Below are 16,818 nucleotides of genomic sequence, written 5' to 3'. Positions count from 1 at the left end.
GGGTCTTGTTGCGGCCGAACGGCCACCACCCGCCCTCGGACTTGCCGCCGCTCGGCTTCTTCTTCCCGCCGTCGCCGGTCGGCTTCCCACCAGCGGGAGCCTTGCCCCCGGCCGGAGACTTTTCGCCGCCGGCCGGGGTCTTGCCGCTACCCGGGGTCTTGTTGCGGCCGAACGGCCACCACCCGCCCTCGGACTTGCCGCCGCTCGGCTTCTTCTTCCCGCCGTCGCCGCTCGGCTTCCCACCAGCGGAGGGCTTCCCGCCGCCGGCCGGGGTCTTGCCGCTGCCCGGGGTCTTGTTGCGGCCGAACGGCCACAGCCCACCCGACTTGCTCCCGGGCTTCTTTCCGCCGTCCGGAGACCTGCCGCCGCTGACGCCGCTGTGGGGACGGTCGCCCCGGCCGGAGCCGTCCCGGCCGGTCTTGCCGGTCTTGCCGGTCTTGGCCCGTCGGGTGTACTTGCGCCAGGCCAGCCACCCGGCACCGGCCAGCACCGCGACCACGATCAGCCCGGCCCCGAGCAGCAGCGCCATCAGCGGCGACACCATCCACATCGCCACCACCACGGCGGCGACGATCGAGATGACCACCAGCGCCACCACCAGGCCCACCGACGCGGGCGTCGTCTCCGCCAACTCCTCCGGCTTGGCGGACTTGTCGTCCTTGCCCTGCTCGGCCAGCGGCTGCTCGGCCGCCAGCACCGACAGGTCCGGGGCCGGCACCGCCGTGTCCACCTGCTCCGGCTCGGGCGTCGGGGCCAGGGCCGTCGTCTCGTTCTGCATCGTGTCCCTCCCTTCGTGTTTTGGCTGCTCACGCCCCAGAGTTATGAGCTGTTATGAGGCGGAGCCGCCCGTGGCGGCGACGGCGGTGAGCACCGTGCGGACGGTCCGCTCGGAGGTGCCGGCCTGCGCGGCGAGGTCCTTCTGGATGGCCTCGGGGTGGTCCTTGCGGGCCTGGAGCACCGCGCGGACGGTCTCCGGGCTGACCCGATCGACGTGCGGGACCGGCACGCCGTCGAACAGCACCGGCTCGGCCGGGGTGCTCGACGACCCGCCCGGGGTACGGCGGGGCCGGCGGCCGGCGTCGGCGGCGGCCTGGGCCAGGGCGGCCCGCAGGTCGGCGGCCTCCTGCTTGGCGGCATCGACCAGGGCCTCGGCACGCAGGCGGGTGCGCTGCTGCTCGTTCAGCTCCCGGCGGGCCTGGTCGAGGTCCGTCTCGGCCACCTGCAGGCGGCGCTGCCACTCGGTGCCGGCGGCGTCGAGCTGCCCCTGAGTACGGGCAGCGCGTCCGGTCTCCGCACGGGCCTCCGCGCGTGCCGCTTCCGCTTCCGCTTCCGCACGCTCCAGCGCAGTCCGTGCTTCCGCTTCCGCCCGCCGGGCGAGCGCGGCAGCATGTGCTTCCGCTTCCGCCCGGCGAATCGCGGTCGCTGCTTCCGCTTCCGCCCGCGCCCGACGGGTTGCTTCCGCTTCCGCCCGACCGGTCGCCGCGCGTGCTTCCGCTTCCGCCCGCTCGATCGCCGCGCGTGCTTCCGCTTCCGCTTCGGCCACCGCCGTCGCGGCGGTTGCTTCCGCTTCCGCCCGGCCGGCCGTTGCCGCTTCCGCCCGCGACTCGGCATCGGCAGCACGTGCTTCCGCTTGCGCCAGCGCCCGACGGGCGTCGACGGCATCGGCGCGGGCCGCGTCGACCGCGACCCGGTCCGGGGAGGGCAGCGCCAGCAGCGGCGCCGGGGTGCTGGTGGCCGCCAGCCGGGCCAGGGCCGCCAGAGCGGCGCCGGAGTCCTTGCCGGTGGCCTTACGCAGCGCCTTGCGGGCACCGGCGGCGACCTCGGCGGCCACCTCCTTCTGCCGCTCCCGCTCGGCCTCGACCGCCGCCTGGCGGCGCTGCTCGAACCGCCGGGCCTCCGCCCGGGCGATCAGGTCGGCCGCGCCGGGGGAGAGCCGGTCACGGACGTCGACCTTCCACGCCGCGTAGGTGTGCCTCGGGTAGGTCAACCAACGCCGCCACCCGAACCGCTCCGGCGGCTCCGGGATCATGCCCTTGTCGCGCAGCGTCGGCCGGTGCTTCGCCCCGGAGCGGACCTCGTAGACGATGATCCCCAGCGCCGACAGGGCGGACAGGACGATGGCCTTCACCGGGTCGGCGTGGTGACCGATCGCGTTGATCGCCACCGCCGCCGCCGTGCAGATCCAGATCAGCGACCGCGCCGCGACCGCCCGCTCGCCGTTGAGCCGCTGGTGCTGCGCGGTCAGCGCCATCGCCAGGCCGGTGCCCTCGATCGCCACGGCGGTCACCACCCCGATCGGGGTGGGCAGACCGTTGGCCCGGGCCGCGTCGACCTGTCCGTACACCGCGCCGGACACCGCCAGGCCGTAGATCAGCCCGGAGTACACCGCGGCGGCGTTGTCGCGCACGTAGGCGACCCGGCCGGACCACCAGCCCGCCATCTCCGCCCGCCGGGCCTGCTTGCGGGCCTTCCGGTCCGCGCGCTCGGCGTCGCGCTGCCGGCGGCGACGCTCGGCGCGGGCGTCACGGTCGGCGTCCTTCTGCGCCGCCAGACGCTGCTGGCCCTCCTGCATCCGCAGCCGCCGCGCGGTGGCGGCGTCCTCGGACACGATCCGCGCCTGCGCGGCCTGTCGCTCCCGCTCGGCCGTGGCCAGGTTCAGGGCCACCTTGTGGTCGGTCGCGGCGAGCTGGGTCAGGTCCGGCCCGTCCTGCAGCGTCGTCACCGCGCCACCTCCCGGTTCTGCGTCGGGGTGGGAACCCGCTCGTCGGCGATCAACGGCTGCCCGGCGCCGAGCAGCTCCCGGGCGATCTCGTCCTCCGCGCACGATTGGTGGCACGCCGCGCCCTTGGCGTCGCGCATCCGCGTCACGGTGGCGCAGACCCGGCACGGCAGCGACCGGTCACGGTCGTAGTGACCCGGGGCGGTCCAGTCCAGGTGCACCCGTACCACCAGCAGCCCGGCCATCAGCACACCTCCCCGCGCGCCTGCCGGGCCGCCCGCACCTTCGCGAGCAACTCCCGGCCGTACGGCTCGAGGTCGGCCTCGTCGACGTCCACCGCCAAGGGGTGCCGGTGGTCGTCGACCCAGCGGGCCAGCCGGCCCCCGCAGACCACCGCCGCGACCAAGCCGACCGCGACGGCCGGCGAGTACAGCAGCACCTGCGGCACCCGGTCGGCGTACTCGGCCAGGGCCTGCCCCGTCAGTGCCGCCGGGGCGGCACCGGCCGCCACCGCGCCAGCGGCGACCCGCAACGTCCGCGACCGCGCCAACATGACCGGCCGGTCCGCCAGGCGGCGGCACTCACGCTCGGCCTCGACCATCTGGCGCAGCTCGCCGGCGAACCAGCCCGGCAGCGCCGCGACCGCAGCGGCCCGGTGCTCCAGCTCGACGTCCGACAGCTTCGGCAGGCCCGCGCGGTACTGCGCCAGCACGACCGCCAGGTCAAGAGCCTTCGTGGAGGTCGTCATGCCGCACCCCCCAGCACGAGGGCCGTCCCGCTCATCTCCCGCAGCCGCACCACCGGTCGCGTCTCCACCACCGGCAGATCCGCCGCCCGGTCGTACTCCGCGACCTGGTCACCACCACGGGCCTTCGCCCGGTAGAGCGCCAGGTCCGCCGCGCGCAGCACCCGCGACGGGTCGTCACCAGCCATCGCCGACACCGCGCCGACGCTGGCCCGCACCGGCAGCTCCCGCCCATCGGGCCGGACCACCGGCACGGCCAGGACCTGCACCACCTCGGCGCCGAGAATCCCCGCGATCGGCGCCGGCGACGGGCAGACCAGCACGAACTCGTCACCACCGAGCCGGGCCACCACCGCGCCGTCGACCTCGTCGAGCACGGCGGCCAGCCGGGCCGCGACCTCGACCAGCACCGCGTCACCCGCGTCGTGGCCAAAGGTGTCGTTGACCTGCTTGAACCCGTCCAGGTCGCACATCACCAGGTCGTAGGACTCACCGGCCAGGTCGGCCAGCGCCGCCGACAGACCGGCCCGGTTCGCCAGCCCCGTCAACGGGTCGATGGCCGCCTGCCGGCGGGACTCCGCCAACCGGACCCGGTCCGCGCGGACCGTCCGCACCGCCCACACGTGCCCCGCCAGCGACAGCGCGCTGACGGCCGGCAGCAGCACCTTCAGCGCCTTCACCGGGTCACCTCCGACCCGATCGCCGCCGCCCACGCCTGCACGACATTCCGCGGAATCCGGCCGCGCTCCCGCACGGCGTAGCCGTTGGCCTGCGCCCACTGGCGGATCGCGGCACGGCGCGCGGCGGCCTCCGGCCCGGTGCCCAACCTCTGCCGCAGCTCGGCGAGCTCGGCGGTGAGCTTGGCCTCCTTCTCCGCCAACTCCCGGCGACGGGCCTCGGCGGCCTGCTCGGCCTCCAACCGGCCGGTCAGCTCCGCCACCAGGGCACCAATCCGCTCGGCGAGCTGACGGGTACGGCCGGCCTCGCTGCCCTGGGCCAAGGCCAGCAACTGCTCCAGCGTCTTGCCCGCCAGAACGTCCTCGATGCCGCCGGCCGGGGCCGTCGAGCCGGCCGGCGCGGTGATGACCCGGATGCCCATCGGCGTACCCAGGTCGGGAGCGGTCGGCGTGCCCTTCGCGGCCCGCACCAGGGCGGCCTGAGTAACGCCGTTGACCGGCGTGATCGTCGGGGTGCTCATGCCGGCATCACCGCCGTCGCCGGCAGCAGCGCCCGCAGGGCCCGCAGCGCCTTGTGCTGGACCCCCTTGATTGCCGCCGGGGTCTTGCCCAGCGCCTGCGCGGTCTCCTCGATCGACAGCTCCCGCAGGTACCGCAGCGTGATGCACTGCCGCTGCACCGGGTTGAGCTGGGCGATCCCGGCGAGCAGGGCCTCACGGGTCAGCGTGGCCACCACGGCGGTCTCCGTGCTCGGCACCAGGTCGACCGGCGCCGCGTCCCGCAGCTCCGCCACCGGCCGCTCACGCCGCTGGTGCGACCGCTGCCAGTTGATGACCAGATTCCGGGCGATCGTGGTCACCCAAGCACCGAAGTCGCCGCCCGGCCGGCGAAAGCTGGCCAAGTTGCGCAGGGCCCGCAGGAACGTCTCCGAGGTCAGGTCCTCTGCCGTGCTCCGGTCGAGCACCCGGCGGTAGACGAACCGGAAGACCTGGTCGACGTACCGGTCGTAGACCAGACCGAACGCCTCCGCGTCACCGGCCTGCGCCCTCACCAACAGCGCCGAAACTTCATCGAGCATTGATCCGGGATGGGGCTCCATCCCATGATTTCGGGCAGCACGTACCCTCGTTGCAGGCATCTGTTGCTCCTTCAGGTAGAGATGCCGACGCCCTGGGGCGAAATCCGCAGGGCATTGACCGCGCGGCGGGTGCGATCCGCCGCGCGGTCTCTCCTAGGGCTCCAATGGGTGCGATCCACTGGAGCCCGCCGACTTATCTTGGGACAATGTTGACGCCAGAGCGGCCTCAAGTCAACGATTGTCCCAAGACTTTTAGGGAGGGGATGCGGTGGCTGTGCACTCGCGCTACCTAGACATTGCAGCCAAGATCCGAGCTCGGATCGAAGCCAACGAGTGGAAGCCTGGTGCCAAGCTGCCGCGTCTGGACGACTTCGCCTCCGAGTACGGGGCAAATCGAGACACCGTCGGCAGAGCCATCGGGGTCCTGGAGGCGGAGGGCTACGTCTGGGCGGTTCAGGGTCGAGGGATAACCGTGCGATACGGAACGATCCGCCCGCGTCGTCCCCGAGGAAACCTGGTCAAAAGGAACGCCACCGCTCCCGGATACTCGTTCCCTTCAGCTACCAGCCAAGAGGTGTGGAAGCATCACATCCCGCCCACGGTGTCTGCTGAGCCCTTGAACGACCCGCGTATCGCCAAGCTGCTCAAGGTTGAGACCGGCACGCAGGTGATGCGGCGTTTCCGGGTCACCGGCCCCGAGTCAGAGCCGCCATTCCAGATCAACATCTCCTGGATCCATCCTCGCGTGGCGGACGTGCCTGGGGTGGCCTCGCAGGCGCCAGGGCCTGGTGACTGGCTACACCGGCTGGAGATGGCTGGCCACTGGCCGATCAGCTGGATGGAGATCCACCGGGCACGCATGCCCAGCAAGCAAGAGGCCACCCTGTTGGAGATTCCGACCAACCTTCCAGTGCTGGAGATCGTCCGGGTAGGCACCTCTGGTGGTGACGGCCAGCCAGTCGAAGTAACCGAGTACATCGTCGCCAGCGACCGCGTCGAAACGATCCACGTCCTGCACCGTGATGAGTCGGCACAGGACCCTTGGCCTGATGAGACCAACGAGGGGTGACGAACGTGGCACCGACTTTTAGCGTTGAGGTGTCAGGGGGCTCTCACGTGGGGCTTGTCCGGAAACGCAACGAAGACGCTGCCTACTTGGGAGGCTTCCTATTCGCGGTTGCCGATGGGCTAGGTGGTCACGTCGCTGGTGATGTCGCCAGTTCCACGGCCATCGAAGCAGTACGGCAGTACGACCAGGCGGTCGACCCAGTGGCGCTACCCGTCGTGCTCGGACAGGCGGTCAACGCCGCCAACCATGCGCTGAGACGGCGAGTCGAAGCCGAGCCGGACCTCGCCGGCATGGGCACCACGCTGGTCGCCATGCTCAGGGCTGGAGCGACCGTCGCCCTGGCCAATGTCGGCGATTCCCGGGCCTATCTCCTGCACGGCGGTCAACAGCACGGTCAGACCACACAGATCACCGAAGACCACCTCTACAAGCACCTGGTCGCTGAGGCAGCCGACGTGCCTCACCTCCCCGACAGGCTGGCACGGTTCTTGGACGGCCGGCAGGATGGCCGGGCACCCGACATCACCTTGTTGACCTTGGAACCCGGCGACCGGATCCTGCTGTGCTCCGACGGCCTCAGCTCCTACGTGCCACATGATCTCCTACACTCCGCGCTGGCGACCTCGGCAACTGCGGAGGAAGCCGTTGACCGTTTGATCGCGTCGGCCCTCAACCTAGGTGGCCCCGACAACGTGACGGTGGTCGTCATCTTCGTCAGCCCGCATATTGACGTAAGTGGATCGAGCTCTAGCTGACCAAAGCGGGGGCCGTCGCCCGCCCCGACGAGAGGCTGGGTCGGCGTAGGCCCCGGGCGGGGTTTGCGGGCTTGCCCGCGCGGAAGCCCAGGGTGGGGTGGGATCTCCTCGTGTCGGCCGATCTCCGATCGACCGGGCCGGCTCCGGGACGGCCAGGCTCGGCGTAGCCGACCGCGTAGCGGCTTGGCCTGGTCGTCCCGGAGCCGGTCTGGTAGCCCTTTGGGCGGCCGGCGCGGGGAGATCTCACCCCCGGGTGGCCACTCACCCACCTGGCGCTTGCGGTCCCCCGCCCGATCTCCGAGAGAGGCCCCGCCGGAGGCATCAATTTTGGAGAAGCGACTCACAACGGCCGGGTGCGGGCTTGCGTTTCCTGCGCGGCTTGCTGCCCGGTCGGCGATTCCACCGCATCGCTGGATCTCTCTCGACGTTGCGTGCCGGTGCTGACTACCGTGGTCGGGAGTCGATCAATACGGGGGCACGATGACCGACAAAGCTGCGCAGCCTGCACCGCCGCGAACTATGGACAGCACGATCGCGGGCTTGCAGGACCAGATTGACCAGCTCACGTCCACGCTGGAGCACCATCAAAGGCTGTTCGAGCGGTTGCGCGCGCAGGGGTTGTTGACTGCGGGTGAGCCCGACGACGAGCACGCTTCATGACGAGGCCGGACCGCAGCGACGACCAGGTGGCGGCTGGGGTCGTCGAGCGGGTCGACGCGGCCCGTGACCGGGCTGCGGCATTGGCGCTGCGCGCGGCGTCCCTGGACGCCCAGGTCACACCCCGACCTCCGGCACGGTCCCGGGTGACCTCCGCGGAGCAGGACCGGCTACTGGCCGCGCAGGACCTGGCAGCCCGCTTCTACCGGGCGCAGCTCGACGGGCCGGGCGGCGCGGGGCCGCGCAGGTGGCTGGCTGGGCAGGGCGTGCCGGTCGACGGCCGGTGGATGCTCGGGTACGCGCCGGGCCGCCCGACGGCTCTGGTGAACGAGCTGCGCCGGGCCGGCTTCACCGACATCGAGATCCTGGCCTCCGGGCTGGCCTCGACCGGCCGGGGTGGCCTGCTGGTCGACCGCTTCCAGGACCGGGTCGTGGTCGGCGTGCGCGATCCCCGGACGCACGCCGTGGTGAGCTTCGTCGGGTACGCCCCGCCCGGCGCCGATGAGTCGGTACCGCCGGCGCTGCACGGCCCGGCCACCGCGATCCACCGGCCGGCTGACGCGCTGGTCGGGCTCGCCGAGCAACCGGAGCGGACCGGCCGGTCGGTGGTCGTGGCCGTCACGGCGCTGGAGGCGATCGCGCGGTCCGCGACGGCCAGCGAGGACGCCCCCGTGGTGGTCGCACCGTGCGGGCCGGCGCTGACACCCGGACAGGTCGCGGTGCTTACCGAGCAGACCGACGTCGCTGCAGGCGTGACCGTGGCCATCGGTGCCGGCGAGGCCGGCCGGCGCGCGGCGGAGCGCGCCTACCACTTGCTTGCTCCTGCCGTGCAGGGCCACCCCACGACGCCGGGGGTGCTGCGGGCGGTCGGCCCCCGACCGCAGGACGGCGCGCGGCCATTGCTGGAGGCCGTAGTCACCGCCCGGGTCGAGTGGGCGGCACGCACCTACCGGACGCCTGCGGGCCGCGCTGGCGTCGCCCGCTCGGCGCGGTCGCTGCTGCGCTATCAGGTCGGCGCGAGCGGGGTGAACATCGCCACCTTGGAGGCGTACGTCGCCCGGCACCTGGACCCGGCGCCTGCCCACGACGTGCAGCCAGCCACGCCCGTGGTCGACGTGCCGGCTCCCGCTCCGGCCGTTCTGGACGGTGCGGCCACGGCGCACGCGCCGCCGGTGGTTGACGCGGGCGAGGAGGCGACCGCCGACCCGCCCGCCGACGGTGACCAGGACGGCCCGGCCGACGCGGAGGAGACGGATGAACCACTACGGGGCGCAGGCCCAGAAGCACTGGCGGACGTACCTGCCGCAGCGGTACGCGACCATCGAGGACCCGAGCAGCTTTTTCTCGACTTTGGGGGAGCAGGCAGCGGAGCAGATCGAGCAGCGGACGCGGGAGCTGGCCGGTCCGGATCAGCCGGGCGAGGGGTACCTCAGCAAGCTCGGCCGGCTGAACGCGGCGAAGCAGATGGCGGAGGAGGAGATCCTCCCCGAGCTGGTCCTGATCGACCCGAACGCCGAGCAGGCGGCGGACGAGACACCGACCGAGTCGACGACGCCAGCAGCCAGCTCGACGTGGACACCGCTGGTGGAGGACCCGAACGACCCGTGGTGGCAGCGGGTCGCGGAGGAGGAGGAGGAGGAGGACGAGGACGACGAGGACGAGCCGCAGACCCCAGCCCGGTAGCCCGCCCGGACGAAGAGGCCAGCGACACCGCTCCGGACCAGACCGCTGCGGCGGATGCCGACGCCGTCGCGGGTGAGGCCGCAGAATCGTTCCGCCCCGGCGGGCAGCAGGACTTGGCGCCCGCCGGCGAGATGGCCAAGCTCCGCGCGAACCTGGCCGCCCTGCGGACCCTGCGGGAGGTGCAAGCCGCCGGCCGCCCGGCCACGAGGCAGGAACAGGCCGCGCTCGCGCGGTGGGCGAGCTGGGGCGCGGTGCCCGGGGTGTTCGAGTCCCGCACCAACCACCCCGACTACGCCCGGTTCGCGCAGCAGCGCGCCGAGCTGCGGGAGCTGCTGTCGCCGCAGGAGTATGCCGCGGCAGAGCTGACCACCCTCAACGCCCACTACACCGACGCGGCGTACGTGCGTGCGATCTGGGACGCCGTGCGGGAGCTAGGCTTCGACGGCGGGGCGGTCCTCGAACCGGGCTGCGGGTCGGGCAACTTCATCGGCCTGGCCCCGCCACAGGCGCGGATGGTCGGCGTGGAGCTGGACCCGGTGACGGCCGGCATCGCCGCCGCCCTGTACCCGCACGCAGAGATCCGCACCGAGAGCTTCGCCGACACCCGGGCCCCGTCCGGCGCGTTCGACCTGGCCGTGGGCAACGTGCCGTACGCCGACGTGCGGCTGACCGACCGGCGGCACAACCCCGGCCGGCACAGCATCCACAACCACTTCTTGATCAAGAGCCTGCACCTGACCCGGCCCGGAGGCCTGGTCGCGGTGCTCACCTCCCGCTACACCCTGGACTCGGCGAACCCCGCCGCCCGGCGGGAGATGGCGGCGCTGGCCGACCTGGTCGCCGCAGTGCGCCTGCCCTCCGGAGCGCACCAGACCACCGCCGGCACCCAGGCCATCACCGACCTGCTGATCCTGCGGCGCCGCGAGCCGGACCGCGAGCCCGGGCCGATCGCCTGGGAGCAGACCCGCCCCTTGGACCTGGACACCGCCGCCGAGCAGGCCGACCAGGTCAACGAATACTTCGCCGACCGGCCGGAGCGGGTGCTCGGCGAGATGACGCTCGGGCGGGGCATGAACCGCGACGGCGAGCTAATCGTCCGCGCGGGCGACAACACCGGTGAGGCCCTGACCCGGGTGCTGCGCGACGTCGTCGACGAGGCCCGCCGGGAGGGCCTGACCATGACGCCGCGCATCGACGGCGACCGGCCGGCCGAACCGCTGGCGGTGCTCGCGCCCACCGACCGCGCCGAGGGCCACATCGAAGCCCAGGACGACGGCACCTTCACCACCGTCGCCGACGGCCAAGTAGTGCCGCACGAGGTGCCCGCCACCCAGGCCGACGAGCTGCGGGCGCTGCTCGGGCTGCGCGACACCGTGACCGCGCTGCTGTCGGCGGAGGCCGCCACCGTCGACGACGGCGACGAGCACGGCGGCCCGCCCGCGCAGGGGTCACCGGCGGCGCTGCGCGCCGAGCTGAACGACCGGTACGACGCCTACGTGACCGTCCACGGGCCGCTCAACCGGTACACCCTGCGCCGCACCGGCCGGACCGACCCAGAGACGGGCGAGCCGAAAATGGCCCGAATCAACCCGCCGATGGGCCGCTTCCGGCAGACCGACCCGCACGCGGCCACCGTGTTCGCCCTCGAGCACTTCGACGACACCGCCCAGACCGCGACCAAGGCCGACATCTTCGCCCGTCGAGTGATCCTGCCCCGGGCGCCGCAGCTCGGCGCGGACACCCCCGCCGATGCCCTGGCCATCTGCGTCGACACGCACGGCGACGTACGGCTGCCCGAGGTCGCCCGGCTGCTCGGCGTCAGCGAGCCGGAGGGCCGCGCCGCGCTCGGCGACCTGGTCTACGACGACCCGGGCACGGGCCGGCTCGTGGAGGCCCCGGAGTACCTGTCGGGCAACGTGCGCGTGAAGCTGCGCACCGCCCAGGCCGCCGCCGAGACGGACCCGCGCTTCGAGACCAACGTGCGCGCCCTGCAGCGGGTGATCCCCCGCGACCTCGGGCCGGGGGAGATCGACGCGGCGTTCGGCGCCCCGTTCCTACCCGCCCCCCTCATCCAGCAGTTCCTCCAAGAGACGCTGCGCGACCCGGGGCTGCGGGTGGAGCACGTCGGGGGGTCCGACTGGCGGGTCCGCGGCTCCCGCGCCGGTGTCCTGGCCCGCTCGACCTGGGGCACCCCCGGGATGGCCGCGCCAGACCTCGCGCAGCGGCTGCTGACCAAGACCCCGATCCGGGTGTTCGTGGAGGTGGAGGAGGGCAAACGCGCCCTCGACGTGGATGCCACCGCCGTCGCGCAGGCCAAGGCGATCGAGCTGGAGGAGCGCTTCGGCGCGTGGGTGTGGGAGGACCCGGACCGCGCCGAGCAGGTCGCCACCACCTACAACGAGATGTTCAACGCCACCGTGCCGCGCAGCTACGTCGGGGTGACCCGATCGCTGCCCGGCATCGCGGTCGGCTTCACGCCGCGCCCGCACCAGGTGGAGGCGGTCGCCCGCATCGTCGCCGAGCCGGCGGTCGGGCTGTTCCACGCCGTCGGGGCCGGCAAGACCGCGGTGATGGCCATCTCCGCGATGGAGCAGCGCCGCCTCGGCCTGGTCAACAAGCCGGCCATCGTGGTGCCCAACCACATGCTGGAGCAGTTCACCCGCGAGTTCCTGCAGATCTACCCCCGGGCCCGGCTACTGGCCGCCGGCCGCGACGACATGAGCACCGACCGGCGGCGTCGGTTCGTCGCCCGCTGCGCCACCGGCGACTGGGACGCGATCATCATGGCCGCCTCGTTCTTCGAGCGGCTGTCGCTATCCCCTGACGAGCAGCGCCGCTTCCTCGATGAGGAGCTGCAGGAGCTGCGCGACAAGATCGTCCGCGCCGGTGAGCAGGCCATCGCCAACGGCGAGGACGCCAAGCGCTCCAGCAGCGTCAAGCGCCTGCAGAAGGCGCTGCTGCGCAAGGAGGAGCGGGTCAAGGAGAAGCTCGACAAGGCCCGCGACCCGGGCGTCACGTTCGAGCAGACCGGCATCGACTACGTCTATCGCGACGAGCTGCACGAGCTGAAGAACGACACCATCACCAGCTCCATCCCCGACGCCGGCAACGACGGCAGCGACCGCGCAGTGGACTTCCGGATGAAGCTGTCCTACCTGCGCCGCCAGCGCGGCCAGCGAGTGGTGTGCGGGGCCACCGCCACCCCCATCGCCAACAGCGTCCGGGAGCTGTACGTCGTGACCCGCCAGCTCCGACCCGACCTCCTGCAAGCCACCGCAACCACCGACTTCGACACCTGGGCGGCCACCTTCGCCAAGGTCGTCACCGCCATCGAGGTGTCCCCAACCGGGCAGGGCTTCCAGATGCGCGCCCGGCTGGCCAAGTACGCCAACGTGCCCGAGCTGTCGCTGATGATGCGCACCTACGGCGACGTCCGCACGCCCGAGGACCTGGCCCTGCCCACCCCGCAGTTGACCCAGCGGGAGGACGGCGAACGCGCCCCGCACATCGTCACCCTCGACCCGGCCCCGGAGCTGGAGGAGTTCATCTCCGGCCTGGACGAGCGCGTCGAGCGGATCCGCAACCGCCAGGTCGAGCCCAGCGAAGACAACATGCTCAAGGTGAGCGGCGAGGCCCGCGCCGCCTCCCTGGACCTGCGGCTCATCGGCGAGCAGCAGACCGCACCCGGCAAGATCGACGCCGCGGCGGAGCGGATCGCGGCGATCTGGCGCGACACCCGCGACACCGTCTACCTGGTCAACCCCGACGCGGCCGACCCCGTCCAGCACCCCACCCCGGGTGCGCTGCAGATCGTCTTCTGCGACCAGTCCACCCCGAACCCCGAGCGCTGGAACGCCTACGACGCCCTGGCCGACCTGCTCGTCGAGCGCGGGATGCCCCGGGAGAAGGTCCGCTACATCCACGAGGCCGACACCGACGCCAAGAAGGCCAGCCTGTTCAACGCCTGCCGCTCCGGCGACGTCGCCGTGCTCATCGGCTCGACCGCCAAGATGGGCGTCGGCACTAACGTCCAGGCCCGCGCGATCGCCCTGCACCACCTCGACTGCCCGTGGCGCCCGGCCGACGTCACCCAGCGCGAGGGACGCATCCTGCGCCAGGGCAACCAAAACCCCGAGATCAGCATCTACCGCTACGTCGTCGCCGGATCCTTCGACGCTTTCTCCTGGCAGACCGTGGCCCGCAAGGGCACCTTCATCGACCAGATCATGCGCGGCACCTCCGCCCGGGAGATCGAGGACGTCAGCGACGAGACCCTGCAAGCGCACCAGATCAAGGCCATCGCCACTGGCAACCCGCTGCTGATGGACCGTGAGCAGGTCGCCCAGGACCTCACCCGGCTCGAACGCGCCGACCGGACCCACCACAACACTCAGGCGGCGCTGCGCCGGCAGGTCGGCGAGCTGAAGGCGTGGATCACCAAGGACACCCGCCGCGTCGAGGTGCTCGACGACGTCATCGCCCGCCGCCAGGACACCCGCGGCGACAAGTTCGCCATGACCGTCGCCGGGCACCGGTTCACCAAACGCGCGGAGGCCGGCCGAGCCCTGCAACACGCCCTGACCGCCACCGCGCAGGGCGTCGCCTCCACCGACCGGCGCGAAGCCGCCGCCGTCGCCCAGCTCGGCGGCTTCCCGGTCGACGCCGTGTTCTGGTCCGGCCGTGACGGCATGCTCGTCGCCCTGCGATTCGACGGAATCCCCGACTCCTCCACCACCATCGGCCTCACCTCCGCCGTGGAGGGCGACCCCACCGGCCTCGTCCGCCGCCTGGAAAACCAGCTCACCGACCTGGACAGCACCCGGGCCACCATGCAGGCCCGCATCGCCGGCCAGCACGAAGAGATCGCCCGTGCCACCGAGCAGCTCGACCAGCCGTTCCCCCGCCGAGACGAGCTGCTCGACACCCGCCGCCGGCTCCGCGCGATCAACGCGGTCATCGACCTGATGGCCGACACCACGCCACCACCGTCGGCTGCCCCGCCCGCCGTACCCGTCACGGTCGACAACTGGATGCCCACGGATCTGCGCGACAGCCTGACCTCCGACGAACAGGCATGGCTGGACCGGCGCGTGCAGCACGTCGCCGGCGGCGGCGCCGTCCAAGACGCGGCCCGCACCACCGACGTGACCGCCTTCACCGCCCCGTTCGACAAGGCGCTCACCCACGCCCTCGCCGACCCCGGCAACACGGAGATGGCCGTTGCGGTGATGCTCAAGTGCGACGACCTGGCATGGCGCCAGGCCCTCTACAGCGCCGCCGGGCAAGCCGTGCACCAGGCAGTCCGCGACACACCGCCTTCACCGGCACCGGCACCGAACGCGCAGCCCACCGCTTTGACCGAGCAGCCCCAGGCGGCCGACCCACTGACGCCTGCCGAGATCGTCGTCGCCACCACCCCCGAGGACCGGGCGTTGCTGGACGCCTGCAGCAAGCGAGCCTTCGGCGTCGACGACGTCCAAGCCACCATCCAAGCCCGGGACCAGGTCGCGTTCTCCGCCGCGTACGCCACCGCAATGACCACTGCGATCAGTGAGCTCGACAACCCGGACGCCGTGGTGCGGCTTGCCGAACTACACGGCGATGAGGCGTTCCGCACCGGCCTGACCAACCTGGCCTGGGACAAGCTCGCGCCGCTCCTGCGAGCCGAGCACCAGAGCGCGAGCGGCTCGGCGGTCGACTCGGCCTCGGTCGCCGCTATGGCGTTCCTCCCTGCTTCCCGAGCAGCGTCGGCAAGCGTCTCGACCACCGCGCCAGTATCGCCAGCTTCGGCCGCCGCCCACCGGGCTGCCGACCACGACCACGCCCGGTGACGTGCCGCGCACCGCGCCGCCGGCGCCCTGCCTACCGAAGGCCCCCGCGCCGTGCTGCGCACCTACCGCCGCGACCGGCACCGGCGCGCGTACGCAAGGCCGCCCCGGTCACCGTCACCGTGCTACGCGCCATGGTCGCCGTCCTCGACCGCGACACCCCCGTCGGCGTCCACGGCACTGCGCTGCTCGTGCTCGGCTTCACCCCCGACGGCCTGGAAGTCACCGTCCGCACCGACAAGACCGACCGCGACTTCATCGCCGCACCGCCGCCCTGCCCTGGGGCACCCACCCCCACACCTGCCCGGTACGCACCGCGCAGGCCTGGCTCACCACCCTCGCCGACCACCACCGCACCACCGGGCCACTACTGGTACGCATCGATCGCCACGGCCAACTCAGCCGCGTCCCCACCGGCTGCGGCAGCACCGACGGCCGACTCACCGGCCAAGCCATCGCCCTCATCGTCGTTCGCACCGCCACCGCCGCCGGCCTCGACCCTCACGCCGCCTAGTCTGACCACAGCCTGCGCCGCGCGGCTTCGCCATCGAGACCTACCGCGCCGACCCCTACGCATCGCCCGCGCCGGCGGCTGGAAAGACGGCTCCACCACCCTCTACGGGCTACATCGACGACGTTGACCGCTGGCACGCCAACCCCTGACCGGGGGCCCTGTAGGCAGGGCCCGGCCCTGCGATCTGGTCCCTGGCGCCAAGTCCACCGCGCCGAGTGACCTCTCCTCGTCCGAAACAAACGACTCTCCGGCCAAAGCGGATCGTTCATTTAAGGGTTCCGATCGTTCAGCTGTTCACCCTTCTTCACGGTTCTTGCGCAACCTTAACGACTTTTACCCATGACCCCGGGCGCTGAGCTGCTATGACTCGGATAACGCTTGCAGAGCGTTGCAGGTATCCCTTTAAACACTGTTACTTAGAGCGGCTGCCATCGAGACTAGCTGTCATGGCAGTTCAGACCGGACCATCCGTCTGACCTGCTCAGGGCCACTTTAGGCCCTTCCGACCTCCTTCTAGAAGCGCTGGACCGAGATCGGAACGACCATCTGATCGGCTGTTGTGGTGATGGCCATCAGGGACCACCCAAAAAGGGGCACGCCTGCGGCGTGCCCCTTTTCCTGCACCCTCCCTTGTGGCACACGCTCTTCTCCGGCATGATTTTGTGACGCGGGTGAGCCCTCTCACCACCCCCACGGCTGACGCCGTGGGGTGAGGGCCCACACGCAATCTCGGTCCAGCGCTCTCTAGAATGGAGATCAGGAGTGAGTGACTTCTTAGGGTGCTTGACGCCCGAAGCCCGACGCCATGATCGGCGCATACGGTGGCGTGTCATCGTGCTGGTGATCCTGGTAGTGGCCTGCGGCTGGCTGCTCACGGTTCAGCGGCTGAGCGTCCTAGAGGCTGGCGGCGCGCTCGTCTTCCTCGGGCTCGCCGCCGCCGTGGTCATCGACCGGGTGGTCGATGGCCGCCGTCCGGCAGCCGGTGAGCTGACCGCCGCGATCGAGGCGATCGCCTCAGCGCCGGGCGGCAACACGCAGACCAGTGGGCGGTCGTGATGGGCGTCATGGAAAGGCCTGCCTCCCCGCAAACGCT

The 16,818-nt window shown here is 72.0% G+C and carries 12 protein-coding genes and 2 pseudogenes; 7 read left to right on the top strand and 7 right to left on the bottom strand.

The features are described from left to right. From ACLQ2V_RS27020 to ACLQ2V_RS26990, 7 genes and pseudogenes are all read right to left on the bottom strand, one after another. A pseudogene (locus ACLQ2V_RS27020) lies at positions 1 to 778 on the bottom strand (hypothetical protein); the annotation flags it as partial. 51 nt (positions 779 to 829) lie between these two features. Continuing rightward, entirely contained in the window at positions 830 to 2,722 is a 1,893-nt protein-coding gene (locus ACLQ2V_RS27015) for a DUF2637 domain-containing protein (protein WP_425721396.1), read from the bottom strand. Beyond that, on the bottom strand, positions 2,719 to 2,964 hold the full coding sequence (locus tag ACLQ2V_RS27010) for a hypothetical protein (RefSeq protein ID WP_425721395.1): 246 nt from the start codon (positions 2,962 to 2,964) through the stop codon (positions 2,719 to 2,721). Before ACLQ2V_RS27010 ends, ACLQ2V_RS27015 begins: the two co-directional genes overlap by 4 nt. Beyond that, positions 2,964 to 3,467, bottom strand: coding sequence for a hypothetical protein (locus ACLQ2V_RS27005; protein WP_425721394.1), 504 nt, complete (start codon positions 3,465 to 3,467; stop codon positions 2,964 to 2,966). Before ACLQ2V_RS27005 ends, ACLQ2V_RS27010 begins: the two co-directional genes overlap by 1 nt. Further along, positions 3,464 to 4,144, bottom strand: a complete 681-nt coding sequence (locus ACLQ2V_RS27000) for a GGDEF domain-containing protein (RefSeq protein WP_425721393.1) — start codon at positions 4,142 to 4,144, stop codon at positions 3,464 to 3,466. The genes ACLQ2V_RS27005 and ACLQ2V_RS27000 overlap by 4 nt, the downstream gene beginning before the upstream one ends. Next, positions 4,141 to 4,662, bottom strand: coding sequence for an Lsr2 family DNA-binding protein (locus ACLQ2V_RS26995; protein WP_425721392.1), 522 nt, complete (start codon positions 4,660 to 4,662; stop codon positions 4,141 to 4,143). Before ACLQ2V_RS26995 ends, ACLQ2V_RS27000 begins: the two co-directional genes overlap by 4 nt. Next, positions 4,659 to 5,219, bottom strand: a complete 561-nt coding sequence (locus ACLQ2V_RS26990) for a sigma-70 family RNA polymerase sigma factor (RefSeq protein WP_425721391.1) — start codon at positions 5,217 to 5,219, stop codon at positions 4,659 to 4,661. The genes ACLQ2V_RS26995 and ACLQ2V_RS26990 overlap by 4 nt, the downstream gene beginning before the upstream one ends. A gap of 268 nt (positions 5,220 to 5,487) precedes the next feature. On the opposite strand from ACLQ2V_RS26990, the gene ACLQ2V_RS26985 reads away from it, so the two are divergent. The 7 genes and pseudogenes from ACLQ2V_RS26985 to ACLQ2V_RS26955 all read left to right on the top strand — a co-directional run bounded on the left by ACLQ2V_RS26985 (position 5,488) and on the right by ACLQ2V_RS26955 (position 16,781). Beyond that, positions 5,488 to 6,288, top strand: a complete 801-nt coding sequence (locus tag ACLQ2V_RS26985) for a GntR family transcriptional regulator (RefSeq protein WP_425721390.1) — start codon at positions 5,488 to 5,490, stop codon at positions 6,286 to 6,288. 47 nt (positions 6,289 to 6,335) lie between these two features. Further along, positions 6,336 to 7,043: a PP2C family protein-serine/threonine phosphatase gene (locus tag ACLQ2V_RS26980; RefSeq protein WP_425721401.1), complete on the top strand. Its 708-nt coding sequence runs from the start codon at positions 6,336 to 6,338 to the stop codon at positions 7,041 to 7,043. Positions 7,044 to 7,523: 480 nt separating this feature from the next. Next, positions 7,524 to 7,703, top strand: coding sequence for a hypothetical protein (locus ACLQ2V_RS26975; protein ID WP_425721389.1), 180 nt, complete (start codon positions 7,524 to 7,526; stop codon positions 7,701 to 7,703). After that, a pseudogene (locus ACLQ2V_RS26970) lies at positions 7,700 to 8,122 on the top strand (hypothetical protein); the annotation flags it as partial. The gene ACLQ2V_RS26975 and the pseudogene ACLQ2V_RS26970, both read left to right, overlap by 4 nt. Positions 8,123 to 8,954: 832 nt before the next feature. Further along, positions 8,955 to 9,383: a TnpV protein gene (locus ACLQ2V_RS26965; protein ID WP_425721400.1), complete on the top strand. Its 429-nt coding sequence runs from the start codon at positions 8,955 to 8,957 to the stop codon at positions 9,381 to 9,383. Between the two features lie 131 nt (positions 9,384 to 9,514). Continuing rightward, positions 9,515 to 15,214, top strand: coding sequence for a helicase-related protein (locus ACLQ2V_RS26960; RefSeq protein WP_425721399.1), 5,700 nt, complete (start codon positions 9,515 to 9,517; stop codon positions 15,212 to 15,214). A 1,345-nt stretch (positions 15,215 to 16,559) separates the two neighbouring features. Further along, a complete protein-coding gene (locus ACLQ2V_RS26955) occupies positions 16,560 to 16,781 on the top strand; it encodes a hypothetical protein (RefSeq protein ID WP_425721388.1) in 222 nt (73 codons plus the stop codon). Positions 16,782 to 16,818: the final 37 nt, after the last annotated feature.

This window comes from Micromonospora sp. DT233 (assembly GCF_049841815.1).
GTDB lineage: Bacteria > Actinomycetota > Actinomycetes > Mycobacteriales > Micromonosporaceae > Micromonospora.
The sequence above is the reverse complement of the archived record's forward strand: the minus strand, read 5'-3'. Positions and strand labels throughout refer to the sequence as shown.

What these genes read in the sequence shown, in the direction of transcription:
- ACLQ2V_RS27010 (WP_425721395.1), bottom strand. Translation starts at nt 2,964, where the DNA reads ATGGCCGGGCTGCTGGTGGTACGGGTGCACCTGGACTGGACCGCCCCG.
- ACLQ2V_RS27005 (WP_425721394.1), bottom strand. Translation starts at nt 3,467, where the DNA reads ATGACGACCTCCACGAAGGCTCTTGACCTGGCGGTCGTGCTGGCGCAG.
- ACLQ2V_RS26995 (WP_425721392.1), bottom strand. Translation starts at nt 4,662, where the DNA reads ATGAGCACCCCGACGATCACGCCGGTCAACGGCGTTACTCAGGCCGCC.
- ACLQ2V_RS26990 (WP_425721391.1), bottom strand. Translation starts at nt 5,219, where the DNA reads ATGCTCGATGAAGTTTCGGCGCTGTTGGTGAGGGCGCAGGCCGGTGAC.
- ACLQ2V_RS26975 (WP_425721389.1), top strand. Translation starts at nt 7,524, where the DNA reads ATGACCGACAAAGCTGCGCAGCCTGCACCGCCGCGAACTATGGACAGC.
- ACLQ2V_RS26965 (WP_425721400.1), top strand. Translation starts at nt 8,955, where the DNA reads ATGAACCACTACGGGGCGCAGGCCCAGAAGCACTGGCGGACGTACCTG.
- ACLQ2V_RS26960 (WP_425721399.1), top strand. Translation starts at nt 9,515, where the DNA reads ATGGCCAAGCTCCGCGCGAACCTGGCCGCCCTGCGGACCCTGCGGGAG.